Here is a 25,821-nt window from a genome sequence, read left to right on the forward strand (position 1 = left end):
TTTTTCAGCAAAAAAACCGGCTCGAAGAGCCGGTTCAATAGAAACATTTTCCGGGAAATAACTTCCCGTTTCCTTACAATAAATCCGCCGCAAGCTGCGCCAGCTTGGAACGTTCTCCTTTTTCCAGCATAATGTGTCCGCTGATTCCCTCTTGCTTGAATCGCTCCACAATATACGTCAAACCATTACTTGCTGAATCCAGATAAGGATGGTCTATTTGCTCAGGGTCACCCATCAAAATAATTTTGCTGCCTTCACCAACCCTCGATACAATGGTCTTCACTTCATGACGTGACAGGTTCTGTGCTTCATCGATAATGATAAACTGTCCTGGTATAGATCGACCACGAATATATGTGAGTGCCTCCACCTGAATACTGCCAAGTCCCATCAAAATTTTATCAATGTCGCCTGCTTTTTTGGTATCAAACAAAAATTCCAAGTTATCATAAATCGGCTGCATCCATGGTCTCAGCTTTTCTTCTTTCTCTCCAGGAAGATAACCGATATCTTTCCCCATCGGAACAACCGGACGGGCGATCAATAATTTTTTGTACTTATGATCATCCTCCACTTTCAGCAACCCCGCAGCAAGAGCCAACAAGGTTTTTCCCGTTCCTGCCTTTCCTGTAATCGTGACAAGTGGAATGTCATCATTCAGGAGCAGTTCTAGGGCCATCCGCTGTTGCGCGTTACGTGCACTGATGCCCCATACATTATCATTACTCAGAAAAAGTGGCTCCAGCTTTGTTCCCTCTGTGTTTACTTTGAGCAAAGCCGATTTATTGGTTCCCATCTCATCCTTGAGAATTACAAATTCATTCGGGTAAAGCGAATAAGACAACTGTAACGGTTTGATCGGTAAAAAGCGATATGTGTAAAACTCATCAATGACCGAAGGATGAACCTTAAGGGCAGTATAGCCTGGATATAATTCACTGAGACCTGCCGTGCGATCTGACAAGTAATCCTGTGTGAAAAGACCAAGTACATCCGCTTTGATACGAACAAGCACATCCTTGCTGACCAGAACCACCTGGCGCTCAACAACCTCTTTCTCATTTTCCTCAATCTGATAATTCAGGGCGACGGCCAAAATCCGATTATCGTTAGACACTTCTCCAAACATTTCCTGTACTTTCACAAAACTGCGGTGATTCAGTTCCACTTTCAGATTGCCTCCGTTAGCCAAGGGGACGCCACTGTGCAGATGTCCCAGTTCACGCAACCCATCAAGAAGTCTGGATACGTTACGGGCATTACGACCAATTTCATCAGCATTTCTTTTTTTGGAGTCGATCTCCTCCAGTACAACCGCGGGAATGATTACCTCATGTTCCTCAAAGGCAAATATGGCATTGGGGTCATGCAGAAGCACGTTCGTATCCAATACAAAAATCTTTTTCATTCAATCCCCTCCAAAGCGGCGTCGTTAAAGGCATGGATAAGTGTGATCTTTCAGCAGCGGCATGGACAATCATGCTCCCATACATAAATGTATTCGACTAGGACAAAATAATTGTCAACCATTCTGAAAAACTCCAGGAAAGGATGAACATTTATGAAATATTGGGTTTGCACGCTGCTTCTGATCTTTATACTTACAGGCTGCAACAGTTCTACACGTAATGCCTCACAGCAGCAAGGTCAGCATGCCAAGGGTTACGGAGGAAATGTTACAACTCAGCAAGATCAACGGAAAGGATCTCACATGCTCAATACTCAGGAAGATCGGTTGCACCCTTCTGCTGTGGACCATCTGACCGAAAATACGGGTGAGGTTCATGAGAAAAACGTCACGGACAACACCAAGGCGGCTCGGATGCCAAACGAAAAAAGGGTCACCCACCTCAAAACACTTGCCAAGCAAGTGGAAGGTGTCAAAGATGCCAACTGTGTCATTCTTGGCAATACAGCCGTAGTTGGCATTGATGTTGACGGTGAACTGGAACGCGCACGAGTAGGTACAATTAAATACTCTGTGGCCGAAGCCCTCCGCAAAGATCCGGAAGGTGTAGATTCCATTGTTACCGCAGATGCTGATGTCACTGAACGCATTAAGGAAATTGGCGAGCATATTCGTCAAGGTCATCCAATATCCGGTTTCGCTTCAGAACTCGCTGACATGGTGGGCCGAATCATTCCCCAACTCCCGAAAGATGTCAAAGTCCGTCAAAATCCGGATGAACATCTAAAACGTGAACAACAAATGCAGCAACTGCATTCTTCAGACAAAAGACAACAAAAAGCCCAGTGATCTCTCACTAGGCTTTTTTCATTGCAGTAAAAACCTGCTCATCTAATTTCTCAGCAGCACGCTGATCATATATTTTGACAAATTGAGGCACAGAGGACAATTGGGCTCCATAAAAAAGGGCGTTTCTCACCGCTTCAATGGAAATGTCGAAACAGCACATGTTAAACGGAACATCCTGTAACGGATTTTGTCGTACGGAAGCACGTCCGTTTACCGCATACACCATCTCTTCTCCAAAAATGGTGACGGTAATGACCGGATTCTCAATCATATTGTTCACGAGACGCGAACGATGATCAATCGCCACACGAAGAGTAGAAGCATTCTCCGCATAAATCCAGGAGATTGCTGTGGATGTCGGACCTCCAGATTCAATGTCCACGGTGCTTAAGAGCACAAAAGTTTCATTCTTGAATTGCTGTAAAAGAGATTCAGTCAATTGTGTGACGGCTTCGGACATCCAACCAGCCCCCTAATCTTCTTTATGCAATTCTTGATTCGTTGTTGATGTTATTATAGCATACCATCAAACTCGCTTCCAATCCAAAAGAATGAATGTTATTCAGCTGTCGGAGATGCTGTTACTTTACCTGATAGTGTATCCTTCAACGCCTGTTTGGCATTAGCCAATTCCGTTTCGTTGATATATACATATGGACTTCTCCACTCTCCGGTTACAGGTGTGTAGTGCACATCCGATTTGGAAATATTCCAGTAGGTTGAAATGAAGTTCTTCATTTGCTCCGATTCCACGTCTGTTGTCATGTTCTTGTCAACAGCACCAATCACTTTACCAATCTTCGTGACGCCTCCCAGTGATTTCAACTGATCCAACATAGAATTCAACACTTGATTCTGACGTTTATTTCGGTCAAAGTCGTTGGATTCATCTGTCTTCGGCTTACAGTTCGATTTACGGTAACGAACAAAATCAAGTGCTTCTTTGCCATCCAAATGCTGTGCACCAGCCACCAGATTAATATCCGTGCCATCGGCCGTATCTTTGTAACACATGTTTTTATCCACTGTCACATCCACGCCACCTACAGCATTGACCGCATCCCGGAATGCCTGGAAATTCAGGACAGTCGTATAATTGATATCCACATCCAGATACTTGCTCATCATTTCTTTCATTTGATCCTCTGCATTTTTGCCAGAGGTTTTTTCCTGTGCTTTAAATTTAGGATAATAAGAATTCAATTTATTCGCTTTATATCCATCCAGCTGAATACGCGTGTCCCGAGGTAAAGATACAATGGTTGCCGTCTTGGTCTCCGGATTCAGAGAAGCTACCATAACCACATCCGAGAGATACGTACCTGTTTCCGGACGATTATCCGTACCTAACAGCAACATCGTAATGGGTTTGGTTTTGGCAGACATTCCAGGAGGAACCGGTTTATCAATGCCCGTATCCGCTACCTGATTATAGACCCAATAGAGATATCCGCCGCCTACCAAAATTGCAATAGCCAATAAACTTAAAACCAGTCTGCCAAAGGTTCGCATCCGTTTCTTCTTCTTTGGTTGCTTGCCTTTGCCGTTCTTCGATCCAGAAGCGCCGGATTGAGTCGGTGCCTGTCTCCGTGGAGGCAGTCCGTTCGAATTCGAGTTCATATCTTCAACACCTTTATCACATCTGTTTTGGCCCATATATAAGACAACCGCTTTCCCTAAGGAAAACGGATGGTCTAAACTATACAGAATTTATGAGTTTCGAGCGGCAGCTTCCGCTTTTTTCTTTTGACGACCTTCGATAAAATAGCGCACTCTCACTAACAGCATCAAACCAACTGCGACCAGCAAACATTGAATAATGGGCAGCTTGTCGATTTGAAAAACAAGAAGCATGAATGTGCCCATCGCCATCAAGATATAGAGAACGATTTCCTTACCAAGCGGCAATTTCTGACGTACCCGAAACACCTTGTTATAAACGTAAGTAATCAATACAAAGATGACGATGTAGGCTACGATCGGGTTTGATGCGAACCATGCTTGCATGCACAGCCAGCTCCTTTCGTGTTCATGCTAGATATAAGTTAACCGGTTGATGGAACCATGCCAACAACATTAATTACAAAACTCTGCATGTGACCGTTTCGGATTCGGATCGTTCTTTCGGTCGCTGTTATCTCCAGATTTTTTTGATCCATTTACTCAATGGTAAAATCCGGGGATAAAGGCGAACGCTTCGCTCCTACAGAATCGATTCCGTATCCTCCACTACTTTAGCGGGTTGTAATCGACGTCGATGGTGTATATGTGTCCCCTCAAACGTTAACTTATATCATTTATTTTGTTGTTATGATTAGGCTTTGGAAGCCATTTTGCGTTGTTTTTCTGCACGTTCACGCTCGGATTTATTCAGGATCTTCTTACGAAGACGAATAGATTTCGGTGTGATCTCACAATATTCATCTTCATTCAGGTATTCAAGCGCCTGTTCCAACGAGAAGATAATCGGAGTTTTAATTTTAACCGTATCATCTTTACCAGAAGAACGAACGTTAGTCAGTTGTTTTTCTTTGCAGATGTTAACAACGATATCATTGTCACGTGTATGTTCACCAACAATCATACCTTCGTAGATTTCAGTACCCGGCTCCAAGAAGAGAGTACCACGATCCTCAACGCCCATCATTCCATAGAACGTAGATGTACCCGTTTCAGTTGAGATCAGTACACCTTGGTGACGTCCACCCACTTGACCGGATACTACTGGAGCGTAGCTGTCAAATGCATGGTTCATCACACCGTAACCACGAGTCAATGTCAGGAAGTTTGTGCTATATCCGATCAAACCACGTGCTGGAATCAGGAACTCCAGACGAACTTGACCACTACCTGTGTTGACCATGTTAACCATCTCTGCTTTACGTGCGCCCAGGCTCTCCATTACGGAACCCATGCTTTCTTCAGGGATATCAATCAACAAGCGCTCAAGAGGTTCCATTTTCTTACCGTCAACTTCTTTAACGATAACTTCCGGTTTGGATACTTGAAGCTCATATCCTTCACGACGCATATTCTCAATCAGGATACCCAAGTGAAGCTCACCACGTCCGGAAACGACAAATGCATCCGGGCTTTCCGTTTCGTCAACACGAAGGGAAACGTCTGTTTCCAATTCTTTTAACAAACGCTCACGAAGTTTACGGGAAGTTACCCATTTACCTTCACGACCTGCGAATGGACTGTTGTTCACGAGGAACGTCATTTGCAGGGTAGGCTCGTCAATTTTCAAAACTGGAAGTGCTTCTGGATTGTTAGGGTCGGCAATGGTTTCACCAATGTTGATGTCCTTGATCCCTGCAATGGCAACGATGTCGCCTGCTCCTGCTTCTTCTGTCTCAATACGTTTGAGCCCCTGGAAACCGAACAGTTTCTCGATACGTGCAGTTTTGCTCTTACCATCACGCATAATAACCGTTACCGATTGTCCTTGACGGATCACACCGCGGTTAACACGACCAATGGCAATACGGCCAAGGTATTCATTGTAGTCCATCAAAGTAACGAGGAATTGAAGTGGCTCTTCAACATTCTCTGTTGGGTGAGGGATATGACTAACGATCGTATCGTAGATCGCCATCATGTTGTCGTCCTGTTTCGCAGGATCACTTTCCATGCTGGATGTTCCGTTCAATGCGGAAGCATATACAACAGGGAATTCAAGTTGTTCATCGTTGGCACCCAGTTCAATGAACAGGTCCAGTACTTCATCAATAACCTCAGTCGGACGAGCCGCTGGACGGTCAATTTTGTTTACCACAACGATTGGTGTCAGGTTGTGCTCCAGTGCTTTACGAAGTACGAATTTCGTTTGTGGCATACAGCCTTCATAAGCATCAACAACGAGCAATACGCCGTCAACCATTTTCATGATACGTTCCACTTCACCACCGAAGTCGGCGTGTCCTGGTGTATCCACAATGTTAATCAGGTAATCTTTATAGGTAATAGCTGTGTTTTTAGCCAGAATCGTAATACCGCGTTCACGCTCCAAATCGTTGGAGTCCATTGCGCGCTCCTGTACCGTTTCGTGATCACGGAAAGTACCGGATTGCTGGAGCAACTTGTCGACGAGCGTTGTTTTCCCGTGGTCGACGTGGGCAATAATCGCAATATTGCGAATGTGTTCTCTTGAATGCATGGTTTGTATCCATATCCTTTCCAATTTCAATTCTTATCTACTAAACTTCCCGCAAATTCGCAGGTTACTCACCCAAAATAAGCGTCGGTGATATCCCGACGCATCCTATATCCCTTATATTATAGTTGATCATAGGTAAAAATCAAGATATTTCGCTTGAAAGACCAATGGGAATGTTACCAGCCTCTCCCTTGACGTCCTCGGCCAAACAGCAACCATATCCCGCCTACAATCAAAATTACCGCCAGCACATAGATAATACCGGTGTGAAGCATTGTAAATCCGAACAAAATAATTGAAAGGATTCCCACGCCCAATGCAACCGGAAGTACCACTGCAGGTCTTCGATGATCAGCCAGTGCATATTCAAGCAAACCAACGGCAATTCCAAGCAAAAAAGCAGGCCACAGGTTGCTCATCAATCCGCTGCCCCATGTGTTCGTGATTCCAAACAACAGACCATAGACGGTTAACGTACCTGCTGGAACGAGTGACCATGATGGCGTAAGCCTTGCATAATATAATGCATGAAGAGCAATACCAGGCAACAAGATGAGCAAAGGCCAGAAGTGCCGGCCAATAAAGCCAAACACACCAAGTTTGCCGAGTAAAATTATTAAACCTGCAACAAAAATAAATATTCCGATTGCTTTTTCATTTCTCATCCTCATCTACAATCACCTCTTATAACATTTGGCTATGTACCCGCAAGCTAAAATGATAAACAATTCCATGATGACTGACTGTTCCCAGCCTTTTTCTAGTGTAGCCGATGTGTATGCAAAAAACTACACCTTATGTCGTACTTTGCCTCTCTCCATTATCCTGTATTACCCTAAACTGATCGGTCTATGACTTATTCAAGTTCGCCCATACCTCTAGAACAAATAAACACAGCAAAAAAACTGCCCCAAAAGAGCAGTTCGCCAGAACAATTTATATTTCCGTTTGTTCAAATCAATTTACACGTTTCGACGAACGAACTTATGCGCTCCTCCAATCGCGATTACAAGACAAGCCATAGCTGCAGGCAGCAAGGTATGCGCCTCAGCTGCCAAGCCGCCAAGCCACTGTCCCAGCTTCGGATCATTCATCACCATCTCACCTGCTGTGAAGGCCAAAATACCTGAACCGGCAAATACCAGAATCGGAAACCGCTTCAACAAACCGACAATTAATCCGCTGCCCCACACCACAATCGGAATACTTATAGCAATTCCGATGACCGTGAGCGCCAAGTCCCCATCCGCCAGAGCAGCAATTGCGAGAACATTATCCAGACTCATGACAAAGTCAGCAATCAAAATCGTTTGGATCGCTTTCCAGGTCGTGGACGCTTTACGAATATGTACTTCATCTTCATTCTGAAGCAGCAGCTTAACAGCAATCCATAGCAACAGCAGACCGCCAGCCGCCTGAATAAAAGGAATCCCCAACAGCAGCACAGCTGCAAAGGTTAACAAGCAGCGCAAAACAACAGCGCCGAAAGCCCCCCACCATACTGCCTGCTTGCGCTGTCTCGCAGGCAAATCCTTACTTGCAAGTGCGATAACAACCGCATTATCTCCACTCAGAACCAGATTGATCATTAATATTTCGGTCAACAGCCATAGCGTATCCATGCTTCTCATCCCCCCACTCTAACTTGTATGTCAAAGTTGTCCATGCTATTCTTAAACGTTGAACAAGCTTTCTCAGGTTTGGATATATAGAAGGAGTGACATCGTATGGAGTTGTTTAGCCCCGCTTTTTGGCTAGCGTTGTTGAACGTTGTATTTATTGATCTAATTCTGGCTGGCGATAATGCCATCGTGATTGGTCTTGCAGCTCGAAATTTGCACCCTTCTGTGCAGAAAAGGGCGATTCTTTACGGAACAGGCGGCGCACTTTTGATTCGCATTGTAGCCACCGTGATTGTGCTCTGGCTGCTTAAAGTGCCTTGGCTGCTCCTTGTTGGGGGATTACTCCTAATTTGGATTGCGTACAAGCTATTGGCAGATCAAGGGGAAGAACATTCCGATATCAAGGCTGGCAGTTCTCTCTGGGTAGCTGTGCGTACAATTGTTATCGCAGATGCTGCCATGGGACTGGATAACGTCATCGCCGTTGCCGGTGCAGCACAGCAGCACTTGGTACTTGTTATACTCGGACTGCTGATCAGTGTGCCTATTATCGTTTGGGGCAGTACGTTGTTTATCAAGTTAATTAATCATTTCCCTTGGATCATTTATCTGGGAGCTATCGTGCTAGGGTATACGGCTTCCAATATGATTACAGAGGAACACCGTCTCGTGCCTTTCTTCACTGAGCATCCTGCACTGAGAATCTTATTTATCGTTCTCGTTACTGGTGGTGTCGTATTTGCGGGATATCGCAAACGTGCAAGCAGCAATAAACCAGGTGGAGAGCGTCAGCACTCCTATTCCTAAGCTTTAATTAAGTGAAATTCCCATCAGCCACAACTATAAAAAAGGACTGACCGATAACTACATCGGCCAGTCCTTTTTCTTCATGAAGATAACATAGTCCTTATTATGTTATTCAATCCAGAATACGGTTTCTCAGAACCACTCTTCTTTCATTTCATTAGCTTCATCCTGCTGATTGGTTACCATAAAGTTTTCACCTGCATGCAGCGTAATGGTTTCTGTCTTCTCCACCGCCTGCTCCACCCATTCCGGCAGCTGACTCATGGTCGCTTCGATTTTATCCACAATACGAAGATTTGGGTTCGTCGTGGGGGATTTTGGTACAAAAAGAGTACAACAATCCTCATATGGCAGAATCGATATATCGTACGTTCCGATCTGTTTGGATAAAGTTATAATTTCCTGTTTGTCCATCATGACAAGCGGCCGCAGCAGCGGCAGATCCGTCGCACGTCCAATGACATTCATGCTTGGCAAGGTTTGGCTCGCTACCTGTCCCAGACTATCTCCGGTAATCAGTGCAAGCGCACGTTCACGTTCAGCCAGCTTGGTTGCAATACGTAACATGGAGCGGCGCATCAGTGTGATGATCAAGTTATCCTGTCCCAGTTGGGTAAATGCTGTTTGAATTTCCGTAAAAGGAACCAGATGCAGCTTAATTGTGCCTGCATGATCAGCAAGTGCACGCGCCAAATCAATGACCTTTTCTTTGGCACGCTGGCTTGTGAACGGATAACTGTAAAAGTGTACACATTCCACTTCCAGACCTCTACGCATCGAAGACCATGCCGCTACAGGGCTATCTATGCCACCCGATAATAACAGCATTGCTTTTCCATTTGTGCCCAGGGGGAACCCGCCTACAGCCGGAATCACCTCACTGAAGATATACGTGCCCTGATCCCGAATTTCCACACGCAGTTCAATGTCAGGTTGACGCACGTCTACACTTAACTGCTGGAATTTCCGAAGAATAGGAGAACCTACGAGATGGTTCATTTCATGGGAAGAATTGGGGAACTCTTTCCATACACGCCGTGCATTAACTTTGAATGTGGTACCTTCTTTGAATTCAGACTCCCTCTCATCCATAAAAGCGATGGCAGTCTCCACGATCTGATCAGCTTCAGATGGGGTCACTTTAACGGGACTGATCGACATAACACCGAATACTCGTTTCAGCACAGCAATCAGCTCTGTATGAGATTCACCACCCAGATCGACATACAACCGTCCAAACTCCTTACGCAGACTTGCACCTGGATAAGGTTTGAGCAGGGAACGTACCTGGGTGATGATTGTTTTTTCAAACCGGGCACGGTTTTTTCCTTTTAACATAAACTCTCCGAAACGGAGAAGCAGCATATCATATTTCATCTAAAATCACATCCGCCTTTCCAACGGGCGCAGCTGCGCCACCATCTGATGTAAAGCCTGCTCCAGCAGAGCCACATCTTCTTCTATATGTTCATCTCCAAGACTAATACGCAATCCACCAGCAGCACAAGCATTATCCCTGCCCATGGCGAGCAATACCCTGCTGGGTTCAGCCGATCGCGAAGAGCAGGCAGATTGTGTAGAAACAGTTACTCCAAGTTGCTCCAGGGTATGCAATGCCACTTCTGCCTTCATTCCAGGATAGGAAAAATGAACAATGTGCGGTGCACCCTCTTTACGACTATTTAGCACAAGTCCGGGAATCGTATCTATGACCTGCATAATACGATCTCGCAAAATCGTTGTACGCTGCGCAAAGTCAGCCTGACGTTCCGCAGCGAGACGCATTGCCTTCGCCATACCCACAAGCAAAGGTACGTTTTCAGTTCCCGCTCTCAACCCCTGCTCTTGGGACCCCCCGGACAGTAGAGGCGTAAGCTCCACTCCACTTCGTACGTAGAGAAGTCCAGCTCCTTTAGGACCACGAATCTTGTGAGCAGACAAGCTGTACAGATCCGCGCCCCATTCCGCAGGTTTAGCATCCAACTTGCCAAAACCCTGCACACCATCCACATGAAAAAGCACCTTTGGCGCTTCCTTTTTCAGTCGTACTCCAATTTCAGCAATTGGATGTATTGCTCCCGTTTCATTGTTCACATGCATCAGACTCACAAGCACCGTATCTGATCTTATGGCATCCATTACCTGCTGGGCGCTAACCAGACCGTCGGAATCGACGGGAAGCCAAGTGACATCCCATCCCCACTGCTGCAACTGCACAAAACTCTCATATACCGAAGCATGCTCCGTTGCAGTTGTAATGATATGTTTGCCCCGGGACTGATACCTCAATGCTGCGCCTTTAATGGCAAGATTGTTGCTCTCGGTTGCGCCTGAGGTAAATACGATTTCCTCCGGTTTCACATCAATAGCGGCAGCACAACCAGCTCGCGCTCGGCGTAACAACTGATGAGCACGCTCACCATATCCATGAATCGAAGACGGATTTCCATATTGCGCCTCCATAATCTCAGCCATAGTTCGAACGACATCCGGATGAGGAGGCGTCGTTGCTGCATAATCAAAATATTTCAAATGAGGTTCCCCTCCTTGTCTCTTCGTTGTGGAATCTACAGTGAGCATTGTAACACGATCCCCGCTCAACACAAAAAGACCAAACAGGAACCAAGCACCTTTAAGGGTGCTGTTCCCGCGTTTGATCTCTTCCAGAACATACTGTTTTGTTGCCATTTCTTCGGTCTATACCATTTATACCATATATTTCGTCTGCGCCTTCTCCACTTTGGAAATATAAGCCTGAGTTTCTGAAGGAAGACGATTAAGTACACTCATCAGTTCAGCATCACTCGATACGCCCAGACTCGAAACCCGTCCCGGTCCGGCATTATAAGCAGCAAGTGCCATCTTCACCTCTCCACCAAAACGCTGGAGCTGGAGAGAAAGGTATTTGGTACCACCATCTATATTTTGAGCGGGATCGTAAGCGTTGCTTACCCCCAACCCTGCTGCCGTCCCATCCATCAACTGCATTAGTCCTTTGGCACCTGCGGAAGAAACCACATTCGGATTGAAGCCAGATTCTGTATCAATAACCGCCTTGATCAAAGATTCAGGCACCCCATATTTGGCACTTGCTGAAGCAATCAATGATTCAAAATCTGTAGGTACAGATGCACCCGAATCCACTGCTCCAGTATTTAACAGGGCAGATAAAGAAATCGCATTACTGTTCGAAGAAGAAACAGAACTTGCATCCGGGTTATACATGCTGCCCAGTTGTAGCCACAACAGACCGTCATTGGACCGTTTGGAGCTCACTGCAGAGTTCACGTCTTCGCCTATGGTACCGCTATTGTTCGAAGAATTTGAATTCGTGCCGAGCAGCCCGTCCATCATACTGGCAAAATCCACGGTTGAACCGGAATTTCCATCCGATGCATTTGTTTCGTTGAGACTATTGGACAATTGCAGTTCCAGCAACTGCCGCGACGCGCGCGGATCAATCTGCATGAGTTATATTCACTCCCGTATAATGTAAACGTAGATTATGACTTTATTCTACATTATTTTACAGGAAGGTTCCATTGTTTTCAAAAAAATAGACCGATTATACAACTTCATTGCGCATATGCGAAAAAACCCTCTGCAATCCCCTTTTAGTAAGGTGGAAGCAGAAGGCTGCAAATAACCCAAAGCATATCCAGTTCGGTTATGATCTTGTATATCGCTTATCAGATCATTATATGCTTTTTGCTTTATTAACGGGCAAATGGAATCATGAAGAAATAGCTGAGAGTTGCCACTGCGCCAAGTCCGATGGACCATGCACCAGCCGTTTTCCGGCCATTGACATAAGCATAGTAACCAAGTACCGCTGCGGCTGGACCAAGGACGATGGACCACATAAATAAGGATGCGATACCAAAGGCCAGACCCATATACCCGGAGATACGGCCAGTAGATTTCATAACACCGTCATCTTCACGCTTGACAGGGGTATGATCTGTTCTTTCTGTAGGTTCTGTTCGAATAGAACCTGTTGTGGGGGCTACCTCTGCGCCATACTCTTCCTTGTGGCTACGTCTTGGATAATCTACACGCTGACGCTGCTTTTCATCTAACGGAGTCGTTTTGGGATGCTGTAACGGGTGATCATCTCTACGGTCATTATTCAATGCAAAGCACCTCCATATAAATGGGAATAACTGCTCATTTCGGTTTGAATGTGTGGCAGCATGTCGCTGATGAAGTACGTGCATAGTCTTGATGGTCTGAATCAAAGGTCTCTCCGGCAAATTCCTCATGTAAGCGACGGGTGGCATGTTGGTCAATGTCAATCATAATGGCATCAGCCTGGCAGAAATTGTTTTCTCCCCAAAAGTTGCAGTTCGAGACACTGCATTTGACGATCGGCTTCTCTTGGCTCATTTTTTTATCACCTCGACATCTATTGTCTCCGCACCGTAAATCGGCTATTCTCCAACGAAATGCCAGATGATGACATGCTCCCTCATCCGCAATTCCATTAAAAAAAACGCAAAAAAACCGCCACAATGGCGGTTTTGTCCAATTCTTATATCGTTGAAAATGTATTTACGCGTGATTACGTTGGTTTTGCATCCGACGCTGCGTCAGGTAGTCACTTTCATAAAAGGCCAGATCATCACGCAATTCTTCGTACGTTTTTGATATTTCAAGAATAACATCCCGTACTGCACGAATGGGCTTATCACGGAAACGGATTGCATCCTGACCAGTGTAAGCATATCTTCCATCTTCGGAGTAACATTCATTTTTAGGATAAAAAAAGCTGTTGATGCTTTGATGGTATGTGTTATAGAGAGCCTTTTCGGCAAAATCAACATCAAAATTGGCACGACGCAGCACAACGCCAAGTTTTTCGTAAGAAACTTCAGAAAAAACGAGCAAATGACGGAGATCCGAAAGAAATCCTTTGTAGAAGGCTGATGACTCCTCCGTCTGATTCTGATCCAGTTCAGGCAAAGCATTTTCATTCAAAAATTTTTCAATCCGATCGATAGCCGGTTTTAACTTTTCCCTAGTTGACTCACATGTTTTCTGTACATTGGCTGCTGACATAAAGGTAGCTCCCCCTTAAATAAGTCCTTACATATAGATCGGCCAACGGGAGGCTCCCCCCTGACCTTGAATTCTCAGGTACTATCCTACCATAAAAAGATGACGAGCGGTATCCCTTAATCAGGGTTTCCCGTTCTGTCCCTGAACATGCCCATTACACACAGCTCACCTGATGTTCACCTGCATAAAAATAACCGCTTTTCCTAACGATAGATATATCCAGTGACAACGATGAAATCAGAGCACTGTTAGATGATTATCAAAATAAACGAGGAGGTTCCATCCCCTATGTCCAGACCGAAATGGGTTAACTGGGCCATTGCCGCGGGTGCGGGCGCACTTGCCTTGACGCTTTTGCTTCCGACGTCCAATCGCCCTGTTCCAGCTCCAAGTGCCATGCCCGATTCTCCACACGAGGAGCATGCGAGCAAACAACGTCTCAAAGTTCAGGATGTAAAGTCAACCGATATGCTGACCCGTGCGGATGCCAAACAGCATCTTCGCATCATGCTTGAGAAGACCTCCCAAATGAATGATGTGCAGATAAGTCAATACGTTAAAGAGCTTCAACAAACACATGATCATATTCGCTCTATTGATGTAATAAATACCAAAGAATCACGCAGTCGGCACTTTGACAAAACAGCAGCAAAAGGAAGCAAGTTGGAACAGCAAAAGCTGGAACATTCTCTCGCCTTGGCCAAGAAAGCCGTGAACAAACGTCAAAGCTTCGAATCTTCTTCGTTTCCTCTGGGCAAGGAAAAGTTTTTTGTCATGGGTCAGCCCTCTAAGGATGGAGAACGAGCCGTCATCGCTTTGTTTAGCCAAAATGTACTAAATGCCGTGGAGCAGCATCAGCGTAAAAATTTGCGTATGATTCCTTATCCGCGTGAAGGTAAATTCAAAATCGAGTCTGTACACCCCGACACCCTGAAAGAAATTACTGTAAAAACAGGGCATGATAACGCCAATGCCAGTCATTTTTACGAAAATGAAATCGTCATCCGTTTCCGTCAGGATCCAGGTGAACGGGATATGCGAATCATTAAATCCGATCTGCGGACTCAATCAGCTCGCAAGCTGGGATACACGTATGTTTTTCGGTCAGAACATATGAATTATGAGCAATTACATGCCTATTTCGAACGTAAATGGAATCCGCTGTATATGGAACCTCACTACTTGTATTTAACCAATGAAACCGTACCTGAACAAAAAGATGTAACCGTGCCCAATGATATTTTGTTTTCCGACTACCAATGGAACCTTCCCGCCATTGAGACTAACCGTGGCTGGAATATTACGAAGGGAAACAAGGATGTTATCGTTGCCGTGGTGGACACCGGCGTCGATCTGACTCATCCCGATTTGAAGGGCAAGCTGCTGGATGGTTATAACGTTGTTGATCCAGCGAGCAAACCACTTGATGACGTAGGCCATGGTACACATGTAGCAGGCATCATCGGCGCTGTTGTGAATAACAACGAAGGTGTAGCAGGCATGAGCTGGTATAACAAGGTACTTCCTGTTAAAGTGCTCGACAATTCGGGTTCAGGCACAACCTATGCTGTAGCTGAAGGCATCATTTGGGCTGCTGATCATGGTGCCAAGGTCATTAACATGAGTCTGGGCAATTACGCCGATGCCCAATTTCTTCATGATGCCATTAAATACGCTTTTGATCGCGACATCGTATTAATTGCAGCGACGGGTAACGATAATACCGAGCGTCCGGGATACCCTGCCGCCTATCCGGAAGTATTTGCGGTATCTGCTACGGATCCGGACATGAACAAAGCTTCCTATTCCAACTACGGGGATTACGTGGATGTGACGGCCCCAGGGTCCAGCATTGCAAGTACGTATCCGAAAAACCAATATGCAGCCTTGTCCGGAACGTCTATGGCAAGTCCCCATGTCGCGGCACTTGCAGGCTTGATTCGCTCGTTAAATCCCGATCTGACCAACACGGAGGTCATGGATTTGATGCGTCAAAGCGTCATAGATCTCGGTGACCCAGGTCACGACAAATATTACGGCTACGGTCAAATCGATGTGTTTAAAGCATTGGAGGCAGCTTCTGGTAATACTGCGCCACTTCAATTCTGGCCACAACATGTAAGACAGCAAATGGAAAATACAATGAAAAAGTATATCAAACATTAACCGTTCAACTTGATATAAAAAAACAAAAGCAGCTGCGCCCCGGGGCGTATGCTGCTCTTTGGTATTGGTTTACCTATTCCCCCGGGGCACCCGCTGCGACTAGCGTTTGCGAGAAGATGTGCGGGATTTGCTTGATTTTTTCACGGATTTTTTCTTGCCGTTGTAGCTTGAAACATAACAAGGATCTTCTTCTTTGACCACGACAGGATACATATGATGATGGATTGGTACACAGTGATGTTTTTTGATGACTTCGATCGGATGAATTACGGGTACGATTTGTGGAATGTAGTAATCTTCAACAACCTGGATTGGGTCACATACAATCGGACAAAGCGGTGGACAAAAATGGTTCATTTCAAACCAACTCCCTTTCAAGTGATACTATAACGTATTGCACTGAGTCCGATGTGGATTGGATGTATGTCCGTGTTCGTAAAAATTATATAAGCGGGAGCCTGTCCGCCGTTGCCCCACCCTTTTGCGGTGTAATGTTCTTAATGACACTGCATAATACCCGCAGCCCTTCACATAACAGCTCCTGATTCGTAACCGTAAAGCAAATCCGCAGACTCGCCGTATCCGTTTCCCCCACATAACAGGCAGAACCCGGCAAAAAGGAAACACCTGCGGCAAGCGACTGGCGGTGCAGCTCACGCATATCCAAGCCATCCGGCAATTGCAGCCACAAGTTTAGTCCCCCATCAGGCAAAGTCCAATGCATCCCGGGAGGACCATGTTCCTCCAGTACCGTCGATGCCGCAAGCAGTCGGGAATATAACTCATCCCTCAATCGTGCTGTATACTCACTGTATTGATGCTGTATGAAAGATTGCAATGCCTTTTGTGTAAGCAGCGGACTTCCGAGATCCGCAGTGGATTTGGCTGCAACAAGTCGGGTGAGTACACTTCCATCTGCAACCGCACACGCCACACGACAGCCGGGGGATAATACTTTGCTGAAGCTTTTGATATATATCACATGGCCCGTCCCATCCATGGATTTAATGGAAGCAGGCGGCGGATCACGGAAATACAGATCGGCGAACGGATCATCCTCCAGAATGAGACAATGATAGCTTTGAGCAAGGTTAAGCAGTTGCGCACGCCGTTTGGCACTCATCGTAATACCTATAGGATTGTGAAACGTAGGAATGGTATATATCAACTTGGGCGGGTATGTATCACATAACCGGGTTAACAAATCAATACGCATACCATCATCATCCATAGGCACCGTAATAATCTTCGCTCCTCTGCTTGTGAACACATCAATGGCTCCCGTATAGCTCGGTGCTTCCATGTAAACGACGTCACCAGGACCAACAAACGTACGCGCGACAAGATCGATTCCCTGCTGGGTACCGCTCGTAATCAGCATCCGTTCAGGCATTACCCGCAACCCTCTTTCTGCAAAGTGCCCGGAAAACGTCTGACGCAGTTCCCGATCTCCCTGAAAAGAACCATAAGCAGCCATGCGCTCTGGATGATCCGAGGAAAGCCGGTACGCACTATCGATAATCTCTCGCGTTGGCAGCAATTCAGGCTGAATTGCCGACATATGCAGCTCATATTTAACTTGAGGAGATGCGTCAAAATGTCTCCAAAGCTGTGCTCGGGGCAAATAATCTACAAGAGCCATCTGCCAGTTCCAAGGTGTGATGGATTCATTCTTTGCATGAGTACGGTGAGTCTTCTCTATATCCTCCGTTATCTCCAGCTCTTGCGCCTCTTGTACATAACAACCCTTCCCCTGTGAACACGTAACCAACTGTAACGCTTCGAGCTCGGCATAGGCTTTGGACACAGTGACCAGGCTGACGCCCAGGTCTGTGGTCATTTTACGAACCGACGGCAGACGGGTTCCAGGCTCGATTAGTCCAGACCTTATTCGGTCAGCAAGTGTAAGGGCAATCTGAACATATAATTTGGTGCTGCTTCCCCGTTTCAATTCAATATGCACACATGCACCCTCCCAACTGTTATGATCAGCATTTTACTGTTATACAGCATTCAGTCTATGATAGTTTATAATATCAGTATAACAGTGAATAACAGGAGATGAGAATAATATGAATACCCCTTGGTCCAAAATGGCACAAAATACCCCGTCCTCTGTCGTTCGCGACATGTTACAGGCTGCACAGGCGCCTGGAATGATTTCTCTTGCCGGCGGGTTACCTGCCCAGTCATCATTCCCGCTTGAAGCCATACGTGACGCATACGAAAAGGTATTCATGGGTGGTTCAGCGGCTCTTCAATATGCAGAGACGGAAGGTTTCCGACCACTACGTGCCAAAATTGCCGAACGTCTTGAATCCAAGGGCATTCCCGCTTCACCTGATCATATGCTTCTGACTACCGGATCTCAGCAATCCATTGACCTGGTGTGCCGCATTTTACTCGATCCAGGCGACAGCGTATTGGTTGAATCACCAACCTATCTGGCTGCCCTTCAGGTCATTCATTCCTATCAGGCTGAGGCGCGCGGTGTTGCCTGTGATGATGACGGAATGTTGCCTGAATCACTGGAGGAACAGCTGCAATTGCATCGTCCCAAGCTCGTTTACATTAACCCTACCTTCTCCAACCCGTCGGGCAAAGTATGGAGTCGCGCCAGACGCCAGCAAGCCGTAGATCTGTGCCGGAAATACGGGGTACTGATTCTGGAAGACGATCCCTATGGTGAAATCCGCTTTAAACCGGAGCAGCTGGATGCCCCTGCACTGGCGCAGCTGGATGCAGCATCCTATGAGGGTCCATCCAATGTCATCTACACCAGTACATTCTCCAAAACAGTAGCTCCAGGCCTCCGTACTGGCTGGATACTGGCTGCTCCGGATGTAATCAAAATAGCTGCCCGCGCCAAACAGGGGGCAGATTTGCACTCCAGCAGCATCGACCAAAGAGCACTTCATGCGCTACTGGAGTCTTTCGATCTGGACGGACATATTCGCAATATCTCACTGAATTATGAACAACGGATGAAAAAAATGACCACACTCATGGCTGCAAAATCGTGGGATGGTATCTCTTGGAACTCACCTCAAGGCGGAATGTTCCTATGGCTGCAACTGCCTGAGGGCATGCTGGCCAGCAATCTGTTCACGTATGGAATTCAGGAGAAAGTATGCATTGTACCAGGGGATTCCTTCTATGCGGGTACACCGGAGCTGAACCGTATGCGGATCAACTTTACTCATACTGATCCAGATCTGCTTCCTGAGGCTGTAGAGCGTATGGATCGTGCCATTCAACGCTGGCATGCATCATTACAGTCAGATAGTGTAGTTACACTGTAACGAACTGTCATCCACTGTTTCATTCGGAACAGTTTCTCATTCCAACGAATAACAACAAAAATAAGGCGTCAGACCCGAGAAATCTCGAAGTCTGACGCCTTATTTATATGACCTGCGAGTGCAGGAAATCTTTTTAATATAATCGCGTCCTTCTGATCAGTCAGGCACATCAGATACAATTCCTTCTGTTTGGCCCTTGACTGATAGTGGACTGCACTTGTTACTGTTGTGTTGTAGTTAGGAAAGCTTACCGTAAGCCGGGTTCTGTGCTCTTCGTGGTTCAGACGGGAACTACCCTCCCACCACAAGCGACAATCATCTATCTAGGCCATACATTGCTGCACAGCTCAAGCGACCAACCTAGACACACCTCGGGCTAAGGCTGCCTTCTCCAAAGAGTCGACTGTGTCCCATTAGGTCTTGCTCCAGATGGGGTTTACCAGGAACGAAGTCACCAGCGTTCCTCGGGGTCTCTTACACCTCGGTTCCATCCTTGCCTGTGCCGGAAAATCCGGCCATCGGCGGTCCATTTCTGTGGCACTATCCTTCAACTCGCGCTGACTGGACGTTATCCAGCATCCTGCCCTGTGGAGCCCGGACTTTCCTCTCGTGGCAACGAAGGCCACCAGCGATTGTCTGTCAAGCTTTCCGAACAACATTACATAGTATACAGGCATTTGGGTTTACAAACAAGTCTAATCTTACTGGAAGCCATGAACCCGAGTACTTTTAAATAAACTGAAAAACTTCCGTGTTTATCTCGGATGCAGTTACTTGTGTGTCATAACGTTTGTCTTCCAAACGTAAACGCAGCCAGTCCGCAGTTTTCGGTTTCATGATTTTCTCTGCATTATGCCCGACATCGATAATACACATGCCCGCCATCAGCGCATCATGAGCCGTATGATAATCAATGTCTCCAGTTACGATAACATCTGCACCTTTGAATCGTGCTGGAAGGGTATAACGGCTGCCTGAACCGCCAAGCACAGCTGCTTTTTTGATCTGCCGATGGAGATCGCCTACCACCCGAACGTATGGCACATCCAGTTGGGCCTTAACGACCTCCACCAGCTCACCGAGTGTCTTTGGTTGGTTGAGTGGTCCCAAGCGCCCCAAACCCAGCGTACGGCCTTTTAAATCCATTGCATACAGGTCATAGGCCACTTCCTCATACGGATGAGCCTTCAGCATCGCTTGTATAACCTTGCTGCGCAGACTCTGCGGTACAATGGTCTCAATCCGCATTTCCTCTACACGCTCCATCTGTCCCTCTGTACCGATAAAGGGCTGTGTCCCCTCACCCGGTACAAAAGTACCTGTACCTTCGGTGTTGAAGCTGCACTTATTGTACTGACCAATACTGCCAGCGCCGGCTTCGAGGATCGCTTGGAGCACCTGCTCATGATGGGTGCGGGGTACAAATACAGCCAATTTAAATAAATGATCTGTATGTACATCCTCAAGTGATTCCTTGCTCTCTATTCCAATGGCCTCGGCCATCCAGTCATTCATGCCACCTTCAGCAACATCCAGATTGGTATGACTAATGTACACCGCAATATCATGCTTGATCAGCTTCTCGTACAATTTCCCCATGGGTGTGTCAGTGTTCAATGATTTGACCGGACGGAAAATGATGGCATGGTGCGCAATAATCAGATTAGCTCCAATCCGAATAGCCTCGTCTACAACTTCGTTCGTAACATCAAGCGCGATAAGAACGTGCGTAATTTCCTTTTGCAAACTGCCAAGTTGAAGACCAATCCGATCGTCCGGCACGGCCAGATGTTTGGGAGCAAGCTGCTCCATCAATTGAATTACAGTTTGACCTTTGGCAAACATGAGAGTACCTCCTTCAAGTTCACAATAAGACGCTCCACCTCAGCCGCCTTGTCCCGCGAGGACTCCTGATCGGATTTGGAGATGGACTGCACAACACTTTGCAGCTTGACGATTTCGCTCTCCCATTTGGCAAAAAAAACATCCGTAGGACGGTCTGTTAAATAAGGCCCCATGCGCAGCAGCAAATCTGATGTCAATTCCACTCCGCCTTCAAGCGGTCGTGCGCGATACACTTCCTCATTGGCAATCGGACTGAGTTCCTTCGGCATTGCTGTAATAATCTCGTACACTTTGCCATCTTCCTCAAGCAGCTGCTCTGCAACAACCACCCAGTGATGTTCCAACAACCAACGTCTGAGAATATCCTCACCAACATTAGGCTGCAAAATGAGAAGCTTGACCTCATCCAGCTTGGAGAGGCCGCGATCCAGAATGGAGGCAATGAGTGCTCCTCCCATACCGGCAATGGTGATAACGTCCACTTCTCCTGCAGAGATGATATCCAAGCCATCACCACGACGTACTGTAATTTGTTCCTTCAGTCCAGCATCACTGACTTGCTTGCGTGCAGCTTCATAAGGGCCGGGATTAACTTCTCCGGCTATTGCAGTAACTGCTTTCCCGCTGCGTACTGCCGCTACCGGAAGCAAAGCGTGGTCTGAGCCAATGTCAGCCAAGCGGCTGCCTTCGGGAATTTGATCATGTATCCGCTGTAATCGATTCGAAAGTTTCATGAAGCACCTACACCATTCATTTAATTTATTGATTTGCATTGAACAACGAAAAGCGATAAAATGAAATCCAATAAAACATTTCAAGGATGAATTACCAAAACCAAGAAATTTAGATGTTCAATTTAAAAATAAAGGAGACCCCGCCGCCGCTTAAGCGTCTTGCGGAAAGTCTCCCATAGTGATTTATTCGAGGAAATCTTTAAGCCGTTTACTACGGCTAGGGTGACGCAATTTACGAAGAGCCTTGGCTTCAATCTGACGAATACGCTCACGCGTAACACCAAATACCTTGCCCACTTCTTCCAGCGTTCTTGTACGTCCATCGTCCAGACCAAAACGCAGACGAAGCACATTCTCTTCACGCTCAGTCAAAGTATCCAGGACATCTTCGAGCTGTTCTTTCAGCAGCTCATAAGCAGCAGCATCCGCCGGAGCCAGCGCTTCCTGATCCTCGATGAAATCACCCAGATGGGAATCATCTTCCTCACCAATCGGTGTTTCCAAGGAAACCGGTTCCTGAGCAATCTTCGTAATCTCACGAACTTTTTCCACACTCAGATCCATCTCGGCAGCGATTTCTTCTGGTGTCGGTTCACGCCCAAGTTCCTGCAACAGCTGACGGGATACCCGGATCAGCTTATTGATCGTCTCCACCATATGCACAGGGATACGAATGGTACGCGCCTGGTCCGCAATCGCACGGGTGATCGCTTGGCGAATCCACCATGTCGCATACGTACTGAATTTATAGCCCTTTTTGTGGTCGAACTTCTCAACAGCTTTGATCAGACCCATGTTACCTTCCTGAATCAGATCCAGGAACAACATGCCACGTCCAACATAACGCTTGGCGATACTGACCACGAGACGAAGGTTAGCTTCAGCCAAACGACGTTTCGCCTCTTCATCCCCGTTTTCAATCCGTTTAGCCAGTTCTACTTCGTCATCCGCAGACAACAAAGGTACACGACCAATTTCTTTGAGATACATACGAACAGGGTCGTTGATTTTGATTCCTGGTGGAAGGCTCAGATCATCATCAAAGTGGAATTCATCGTCTCCCTCTCTGGTGTTGTTCTCGGAATCTTCACTAGGGCGAAGGGTTACCTCTTCATCATTTTCGTTCACAACATCAATACCCAGATCGCTCAGTTGTTCATAGAACTCATCCATCTGCTCAGCGTCTTGCTCAAACGGGGAGAGTTTTTCTATAATTTCCTTGTAGTTCAACGAAGCTCTTTTCTTACCTGACTCAATCAATTGATCCTTAACCTGATCCAGCGTCAATTCTGTTTCTAGTTCAGTATGCTGATCATTCGCCATAACTCGACTCCCTCCTCCCTAGAAACATCCAACATTCAGACGTTCACTGTCTCTCTAGGGCAATCATTTCAATTGCAATTTGTGCCGCGCGTACAGAATCACCTGCCCGCTCTGCAGCAATCATTTCTTCTTTTTTCAGGTCGTACTCTTTCTTACGCGGATATTTCAGCACTTCCCTGATGCAATCGTCGAGCACTTGAATACTCCATTCACCTGGACCATCCATCATCGAGATTGAACTGACCGTTTTTTCCAGTCGGTCGTCATGCAGCGAAGACATAAAACGGCTTGTATCCGACGGTTTGCCTTGCGCATAATAGGCATATAGATAAGCAGCAATAGCTGCATGATCATCCAAGTTAAAAGCTTCACCAAGATGCTCATTCACGTACTGGGCAGCCTCATCATCCTGAAGCATCCAGGCGAGCAGCTTGCGTTCAGCAGCGTGGTAAGCCGGCAACATATTGGGTGTAGGCACCTGCCTATTTTGTTGCCTACCATTATTCCACCTTTTCGGGTTATTATCCCCATACTGGAGGTTATTTTTCATGGCCTCCCGTTCTTCATTACACTCCTGTTTCAGTGTTTCAAATGAAACATCCACTTCCGCAGCCAGTTCCCGAAGATATACTTCCCGTTCTGTAGGAGAAGATAAAGGAGCAATAAGTTTGACCGCTTCCTTGGAATAAGCGATTTGTCCGCCGCCTTCTAGCAGTATATGGTTTTTTTTTAGGTTTATAAGCTTAAATTTTGTAGTCGTTACGGCGCCGTCCACAATCTGGTTTCGGAACCGTTCACCACCATACTTGCGGATAAAATCATCCGGGTCGAGCCCATCCGGTATCAGAGCAATTTTGACCTGCAATCCGGCTTCCTCAAGAATAGGGAAGTTTTTGAGTGCTGCAGCCTGTCCGGCTCGATCGCCGTCATAACATACGATGACTTCATCACACATGCCTTTAAGCATCAATGCCTGATTCTCAGTGAGCGCGGTACCCATTGCCGCTACACCGTTCTGGATATCCTGATCCCAGGCGGAGATAACATCGCCATACCCTTCGAACAATATGGCCTGCCTTTGTTTGCGAATTGCATTTTTGGCATGATGCAGATTGTAGAGAACACGGCTTTTGTTAAATAACCGGGTTTCCGGTGAATTTAGGTACTTCGGTTGCCCGTCTCCCAAAATGCGACCCGCAAATGCAATCGGCTTACCGCTCCTGCCATTAATCGGAAACATGACCCTGTCCCGGAAACGGTCCACATACCCCTGACCTTCGTTTCGCGGTGACAGTAAACCACCCTTTTCCATCTCTTCAAGCGGAAATTCGCGCTTTTCCAGAAATTGTACCAAGGTATCCCAGCGATTAGGCGCATAGCCAATCTGGAATTGGTCAATGAGTTTGTCGCTAAACCCACGTGAGCGTAAATATTCCATAGCCACTTTACCGTGCTCTGTATTTTTCAATAAGAAATGGTACAGCTTCGCGGTAAGCTCATATGCTTCCAATAAACGTTCAGTCTCTGGATTAACATGAGCCGATTCACGCCCTTGCCAGTCCCCCATTGAAATGTGGCTTTCTTCTGCCATCGTCTTGACAGCCTCGGGAAAGGATAACCCTTCGATTTCCATCCTGAATTTGATGGCATTTCCACCCGTGCCGCAACCGTAGCAATAGAAAATTTGTTTCTCTGGCGTAACTGTAAACGAAGGCGTCTTCTCAGAATGAAAAGGACAGAGGCCTTTCATATATTTCCCCTGTTTGGTCAGATGTACAAATCGGCTCACCGTATCGACGATATCATGCTGCTGTAACACCGATTCAATAATGCTTTCGGGTATACCGCCTTGTCCGGTACTCATCTTGGTCCACCTTCATCTCTTTAACACGTAAATATTATTCGATAAACTTACACATTCTCCTGCAAATCTTTCAAAAGTTTTGTCAGTTTATGTTGAAAAATTTCCCGATCCTGCTCTGTGAAGGGCTTTGGGCCTTTTCCATAATGCCCTCTTTTTCGAGCTTTGGCTGCAGTATGACGGGAATCCAGCATGAAATCAATGTCACGATCATTAAACTCACGACCACGAAATGATAAAACATAACAACGTTTGCCAAGTGCGAGCGCCGCCAGTCCATAATCCTGTGTTATGACCACATCGTACGGCTTGATGTGATTGGCAATGTACAGGTCTGCACTCTGATCACTTCGATCTACCTGAACGGTGCGCACGCCTTCTCCGCCCTGAAGAAAATGGTCAAATGAAGAAACCATCAATACAGGAACTTTGAATCGGAGAGCTGTTTCAGCGATCTCAGCTTTGACTGGGCAAGCATCACCATCCACAACAATGTGCCGTACATTCAACTCACTCAAAGCCAGACCACCCGGTTTCATAAAATAGCTGCATATTGTAATATACGACCCCAGCCAGTCAAAATCCTTCTGACCGGTCTATGGAAATCAAAGGCTAAAATACGGAACGGCTGTAAATATAAATTTTTCACAATCCGTTCCGTATATTTATACCCTCATATATCCTTCT

At 46.3% G+C, this 25,821-nt stretch carries 24 protein-coding genes and 1 other RNA gene; 4 read left to right on the forward strand and 21 right to left on the reverse strand.

The window, feature by feature from the left end:
• Window positions 1-73: 73 nt before the first annotated feature.
• On the reverse strand, window positions 74-1,408 hold the full coding sequence (locus BMY78_RS18320) for a PhoH family protein (RefSeq protein WP_024628438.1): 1,335 nt from the start codon (window positions 1,406-1,408) through the stop codon (window positions 74-76).
• A gap of 153 nt (window positions 1,409-1,561) precedes the next feature.
• On the opposite strand from BMY78_RS18320, the gene BMY78_RS18325 reads away from it, so the two are divergent.
• Window positions 1,562-2,257: a YhcN/YlaJ family sporulation lipoprotein gene (locus BMY78_RS18325; protein ID WP_090901544.1), complete on the forward strand. Its 696-nt coding sequence runs from the start codon at window positions 1,562-1,564 to the stop codon at window positions 2,255-2,257.
• A 7-nt stretch (window positions 2,258-2,264) separates the two neighbouring features.
• Here BMY78_RS18325 and BMY78_RS18330 read toward each other — a convergent pair whose 3' ends face one another.
• The 6 genes from BMY78_RS18330 to BMY78_RS18355 all read right to left on the reverse strand — a co-directional run bounded on the left by BMY78_RS18330 (window position 2,265) and on the right by BMY78_RS18355 (window position 8,038).
• On the reverse strand, window positions 2,265-2,717 hold the full coding sequence (locus BMY78_RS18330; protein WP_090901548.1) for a pyridoxamine 5'-phosphate oxidase family protein: 453 nt from the start codon (window positions 2,715-2,717) through the stop codon (window positions 2,265-2,267).
• A gap of 98 nt (window positions 2,718-2,815) precedes the next feature.
• Entirely contained in the window at window positions 2,816-3,877 is a 1,062-nt protein-coding gene (locus BMY78_RS18335) for an LCP family protein (protein ID WP_090901551.1), read from the reverse strand.
• A gap of 90 nt (window positions 3,878-3,967) precedes the next feature.
• Complete coding sequence (locus BMY78_RS18340; protein WP_053781242.1) at window positions 3,968-4,264, reverse strand: YlaH-like family protein; 297 nt, start codon at window positions 4,262-4,264, stop codon at window positions 3,968-3,970.
• Between the two features lie 307 nt (window positions 4,265-4,571).
• Window positions 4,572-6,416 carry a translational GTPase TypA gene (gene typA / locus BMY78_RS18345; RefSeq protein WP_090901554.1) on the reverse strand — a complete coding sequence of 615 codons (1,845 nt, stop codon included), beginning with the start codon at window positions 6,414-6,416 and terminating at the stop codon, window positions 4,572-4,574.
• Between the two features lie 176 nt (window positions 6,417-6,592).
• Window positions 6,593-7,087 carry a hypothetical protein gene (locus BMY78_RS18350; RefSeq protein ID WP_090901557.1) on the reverse strand — a complete coding sequence of 165 codons (495 nt, stop codon included), beginning with the start codon at window positions 7,085-7,087 and terminating at the stop codon, window positions 6,593-6,595.
• A 291-nt stretch (window positions 7,088-7,378) separates the two neighbouring features.
• Complete coding sequence (locus BMY78_RS18355) at window positions 7,379-8,038, reverse strand: TerC family protein (protein ID WP_090901560.1); 660 nt, start codon at window positions 8,036-8,038, stop codon at window positions 7,379-7,381.
• Window positions 8,039-8,143: 105 nt separating this feature from the next.
• Between BMY78_RS18355 and BMY78_RS18360 the strand changes: the two genes are divergently transcribed.
• Window positions 8,144-8,845 carry a TerC family protein gene (locus BMY78_RS18360; RefSeq protein WP_090901563.1) on the forward strand — a complete coding sequence of 234 codons (702 nt, stop codon included), beginning with the start codon at window positions 8,144-8,146 and terminating at the stop codon, window positions 8,843-8,845.
• Between the two features lie 132 nt (window positions 8,846-8,977).
• Here BMY78_RS18360 and thiI read toward each other — a convergent pair whose 3' ends face one another.
• The 6 genes from thiI to BMY78_RS18390 form a co-directional block, all read right to left on the reverse strand.
• Window positions 8,978-10,222, reverse strand: coding sequence for a tRNA uracil 4-sulfurtransferase ThiI (gene thiI / locus BMY78_RS18365; RefSeq protein WP_090901565.1), 1,245 nt, complete (start codon window positions 10,220-10,222; stop codon window positions 8,978-8,980).
• A 6-nt stretch (window positions 10,223-10,228) separates the two neighbouring features.
• Window positions 10,229-11,377: a cysteine desulfurase family protein gene (locus BMY78_RS18370; protein ID WP_090902592.1), complete on the reverse strand. Its 1,149-nt coding sequence runs from the start codon at window positions 11,375-11,377 to the stop codon at window positions 10,229-10,231.
• Between the two features lie 174 nt (window positions 11,378-11,551).
• Entirely contained in the window at window positions 11,552-12,313 is a 762-nt protein-coding gene (locus tag BMY78_RS18375; RefSeq protein ID WP_090901568.1) for a lytic transglycosylase domain-containing protein, read from the reverse strand.
• A gap of 248 nt (window positions 12,314-12,561) precedes the next feature.
• Window positions 12,562-12,978, reverse strand: coding sequence for a hypothetical protein (locus BMY78_RS18380; RefSeq protein ID WP_090901571.1), 417 nt, complete (start codon window positions 12,976-12,978; stop codon window positions 12,562-12,564).
• 34 nt (window positions 12,979-13,012) lie between these two features.
• On the reverse strand, window positions 13,013-13,231 hold the full coding sequence (locus BMY78_RS18385; RefSeq protein ID WP_090901574.1) for a DUF1540 domain-containing protein: 219 nt from the start codon (window positions 13,229-13,231) through the stop codon (window positions 13,013-13,015).
• 165 nt (window positions 13,232-13,396) lie between these two features.
• Complete coding sequence (locus tag BMY78_RS18390; RefSeq protein WP_063567014.1) at window positions 13,397-13,903, reverse strand: YpuI family protein; 507 nt, start codon at window positions 13,901-13,903, stop codon at window positions 13,397-13,399.
• 288 nt (window positions 13,904-14,191) lie between these two features.
• On the opposite strand from BMY78_RS18390, the gene BMY78_RS18395 reads away from it, so the two are divergent.
• A complete protein-coding gene (locus tag BMY78_RS18395) occupies window positions 14,192-16,069 on the forward strand; it encodes a S8 family peptidase (RefSeq protein WP_090901576.1) in 1,878 nt (625 codons plus the stop codon).
• A 99-nt stretch (window positions 16,070-16,168) separates the two neighbouring features.
• On the opposite strand, the gene BMY78_RS18400 is transcribed toward BMY78_RS18395, so the two are convergent.
• Together BMY78_RS18400 and BMY78_RS18405 are read right to left on the reverse strand one after the other, a co-directional pair.
• The gene (locus BMY78_RS18400) at window positions 16,169-16,426 is read right to left on the reverse strand and encodes a hypothetical protein (protein ID WP_090901579.1); all 258 of its coding nucleotides are present in this window, start codon (window positions 16,424-16,426) and stop codon (window positions 16,169-16,171) included.
• An 85-nt stretch (window positions 16,427-16,511) separates the two neighbouring features.
• Complete coding sequence (locus BMY78_RS18405; protein WP_090901582.1) at window positions 16,512-18,032, reverse strand: MocR-like pyridoxine biosynthesis transcription factor PdxR; 1,521 nt, start codon at window positions 18,030-18,032, stop codon at window positions 16,512-16,514.
• A 109-nt stretch (window positions 18,033-18,141) separates the two neighbouring features.
• Between BMY78_RS18405 and BMY78_RS18410 the strand changes: the two genes are divergently transcribed.
• Window positions 18,142-19,371, forward strand: coding sequence for an aminotransferase-like domain-containing protein (locus tag BMY78_RS18410; protein ID WP_090901584.1), 1,230 nt, complete (start codon window positions 18,142-18,144; stop codon window positions 19,369-19,371).
• Between the two features lie 238 nt (window positions 19,372-19,609).
• Here the strand turns inward: BMY78_RS18410 and rnpB are convergent.
• The 6 genes from rnpB to BMY78_RS18440 all read right to left on the reverse strand — a co-directional run bounded on the left by rnpB (window position 19,610) and on the right by BMY78_RS18440 (window position 25,652).
• An RNA gene (gene rnpB, locus BMY78_RS18415) (RNase P RNA component class A) lies at window positions 19,610-20,019 on the reverse strand.
• Between the two features lie 81 nt (window positions 20,020-20,100).
• Window positions 20,101-21,216: a Nif3-like dinuclear metal center hexameric protein gene (locus BMY78_RS18420; protein WP_090901587.1), complete on the reverse strand. Its 1,116-nt coding sequence runs from the start codon at window positions 21,214-21,216 to the stop codon at window positions 20,101-20,103.
• The gene (locus BMY78_RS18425) at window positions 21,192-21,950 is read right to left on the reverse strand and encodes a tRNA (adenine(22)-N(1))-methyltransferase (protein WP_090901590.1); all 759 of its coding nucleotides are present in this window, start codon (window positions 21,948-21,950) and stop codon (window positions 21,192-21,194) included. The genes BMY78_RS18420 and BMY78_RS18425 overlap by 25 nt, the downstream gene beginning before the upstream one ends.
• A 183-nt stretch (window positions 21,951-22,133) precedes the next feature.
• Window positions 22,134-23,273: an RNA polymerase sigma factor RpoD gene (rpoD, locus tag BMY78_RS18430; protein WP_024628459.1), complete on the reverse strand. Its 1,140-nt coding sequence runs from the start codon at window positions 23,271-23,273 to the stop codon at window positions 22,134-22,136.
• A gap of 43 nt (window positions 23,274-23,316) precedes the next feature.
• Window positions 23,317-25,137: a DNA primase gene (dnaG, locus tag BMY78_RS18435; RefSeq protein WP_090901593.1), complete on the reverse strand. Its 1,821-nt coding sequence runs from the start codon at window positions 25,135-25,137 to the stop codon at window positions 23,317-23,319.
• Between the two features lie 47 nt (window positions 25,138-25,184).
• Complete coding sequence (locus BMY78_RS18440; protein WP_371129144.1) at window positions 25,185-25,652, reverse strand: YaiI/YqxD family protein; 468 nt, start codon at window positions 25,650-25,652, stop codon at window positions 25,185-25,187.
• Window positions 25,653-25,821: the final 169 nt, after the last annotated feature.

This window comes from Paenibacillus sp. OK076, assembly GCF_900110055.1.
Classification (GTDB): Bacteria; Bacillota; Bacilli; order Paenibacillales; family Paenibacillaceae; genus Paenibacillus.

Excerpts from the sequence above, each read along its gene's own strand:
- BMY78_RS18335 (WP_090901551.1), bottom strand. The coding sequence starts at position 3,877 with ATGAACTCGAATTCGAACGGACTGCCTCCACGGAGACAGGCACCGACT.
- BMY78_RS18330 (WP_090901548.1), bottom strand. The coding sequence starts at position 2,717 with ATGTCCGAAGCCGTCACACAATTGACTGAATCTCTTTTACAGCAATTC.
- BMY78_RS18420 (WP_090901587.1), bottom strand. The coding sequence starts at position 21,216 with ATGTTTGCCAAAGGTCAAACTGTAATTCAATTGATGGAGCAGCTTGCT.
- thiI (WP_090901565.1), bottom strand. The coding sequence starts at position 10,222 with ATGAAATATGATATGCTGCTTCTCCGTTTCGGAGAGTTTATGTTAAAA.
- BMY78_RS18390 (WP_063567014.1), bottom strand. The coding sequence starts at position 13,903 with ATGTCAGCAGCCAATGTACAGAAAACATGTGAGTCAACTAGGGAAAAG.
- rpoD (WP_024628459.1), bottom strand. The coding sequence starts at position 23,273 with ATGGCGAATGATCAGCATACTGAACTAGAAACAGAATTGACGCTGGAT.
- BMY78_RS18395 (WP_090901576.1), top strand. The coding sequence starts at position 14,192 with ATGTCCAGACCGAAATGGGTTAACTGGGCCATTGCCGCGGGTGCGGGC.
- BMY78_RS18355 (WP_090901560.1), bottom strand. The coding sequence starts at position 8,038 with ATGGATACGCTATGGCTGTTGACCGAAATATTAATGATCAATCTGGTT.
- BMY78_RS18375 (WP_090901568.1), bottom strand. The coding sequence starts at position 12,313 with ATGCAGATTGATCCGCGCGCGTCGCGGCAGTTGCTGGAACTGCAATTG.
- BMY78_RS18410 (WP_090901584.1), top strand. The coding sequence starts at position 18,142 with ATGAATACCCCTTGGTCCAAAATGGCACAAAATACCCCGTCCTCTGTC.
- BMY78_RS18425 (WP_090901590.1), bottom strand. The coding sequence starts at position 21,950 with ATGAAACTTTCGAATCGATTACAGCGGATACATGATCAAATTCCCGAA.
- BMY78_RS18400 (WP_090901579.1), bottom strand. The coding sequence starts at position 16,426 with ATGAACCATTTTTGTCCACCGCTTTGTCCGATTGTATGTGACCCAATC.
- BMY78_RS18385 (WP_090901574.1), bottom strand. The coding sequence starts at position 13,231 with ATGAGCCAAGAGAAGCCGATCGTCAAATGCAGTGTCTCGAACTGCAAC.
- BMY78_RS18350 (WP_090901557.1), bottom strand. The coding sequence starts at position 7,087 with ATGAGGATGAGAAATGAAAAAGCAATCGGAATATTTATTTTTGTTGCA.
- BMY78_RS18340 (WP_053781242.1), bottom strand. The coding sequence starts at position 4,264 with ATGCAAGCATGGTTCGCATCAAACCCGATCGTAGCCTACATCGTCATC.
- BMY78_RS18325 (WP_090901544.1), top strand. The coding sequence starts at position 1,562 with ATGAAATATTGGGTTTGCACGCTGCTTCTGATCTTTATACTTACAGGC.
- typA (WP_090901554.1), bottom strand. The coding sequence starts at position 6,416 with ATGCATTCAAGAGAACACATTCGCAATATTGCGATTATTGCCCACGTC.
- BMY78_RS18320 (WP_024628438.1), bottom strand. The coding sequence starts at position 1,408 with ATGAAAAAGATTTTTGTATTGGATACGAACGTGCTTCTGCATGACCCC.
- dnaG (WP_090901593.1), bottom strand. The coding sequence starts at position 25,137 with ATGAGTACCGGACAAGGCGGTATACCCGAAAGCATTATTGAATCGGTG.
- BMY78_RS18360 (WP_090901563.1), top strand. The coding sequence starts at position 8,144 with ATGGAGTTGTTTAGCCCCGCTTTTTGGCTAGCGTTGTTGAACGTTGTA.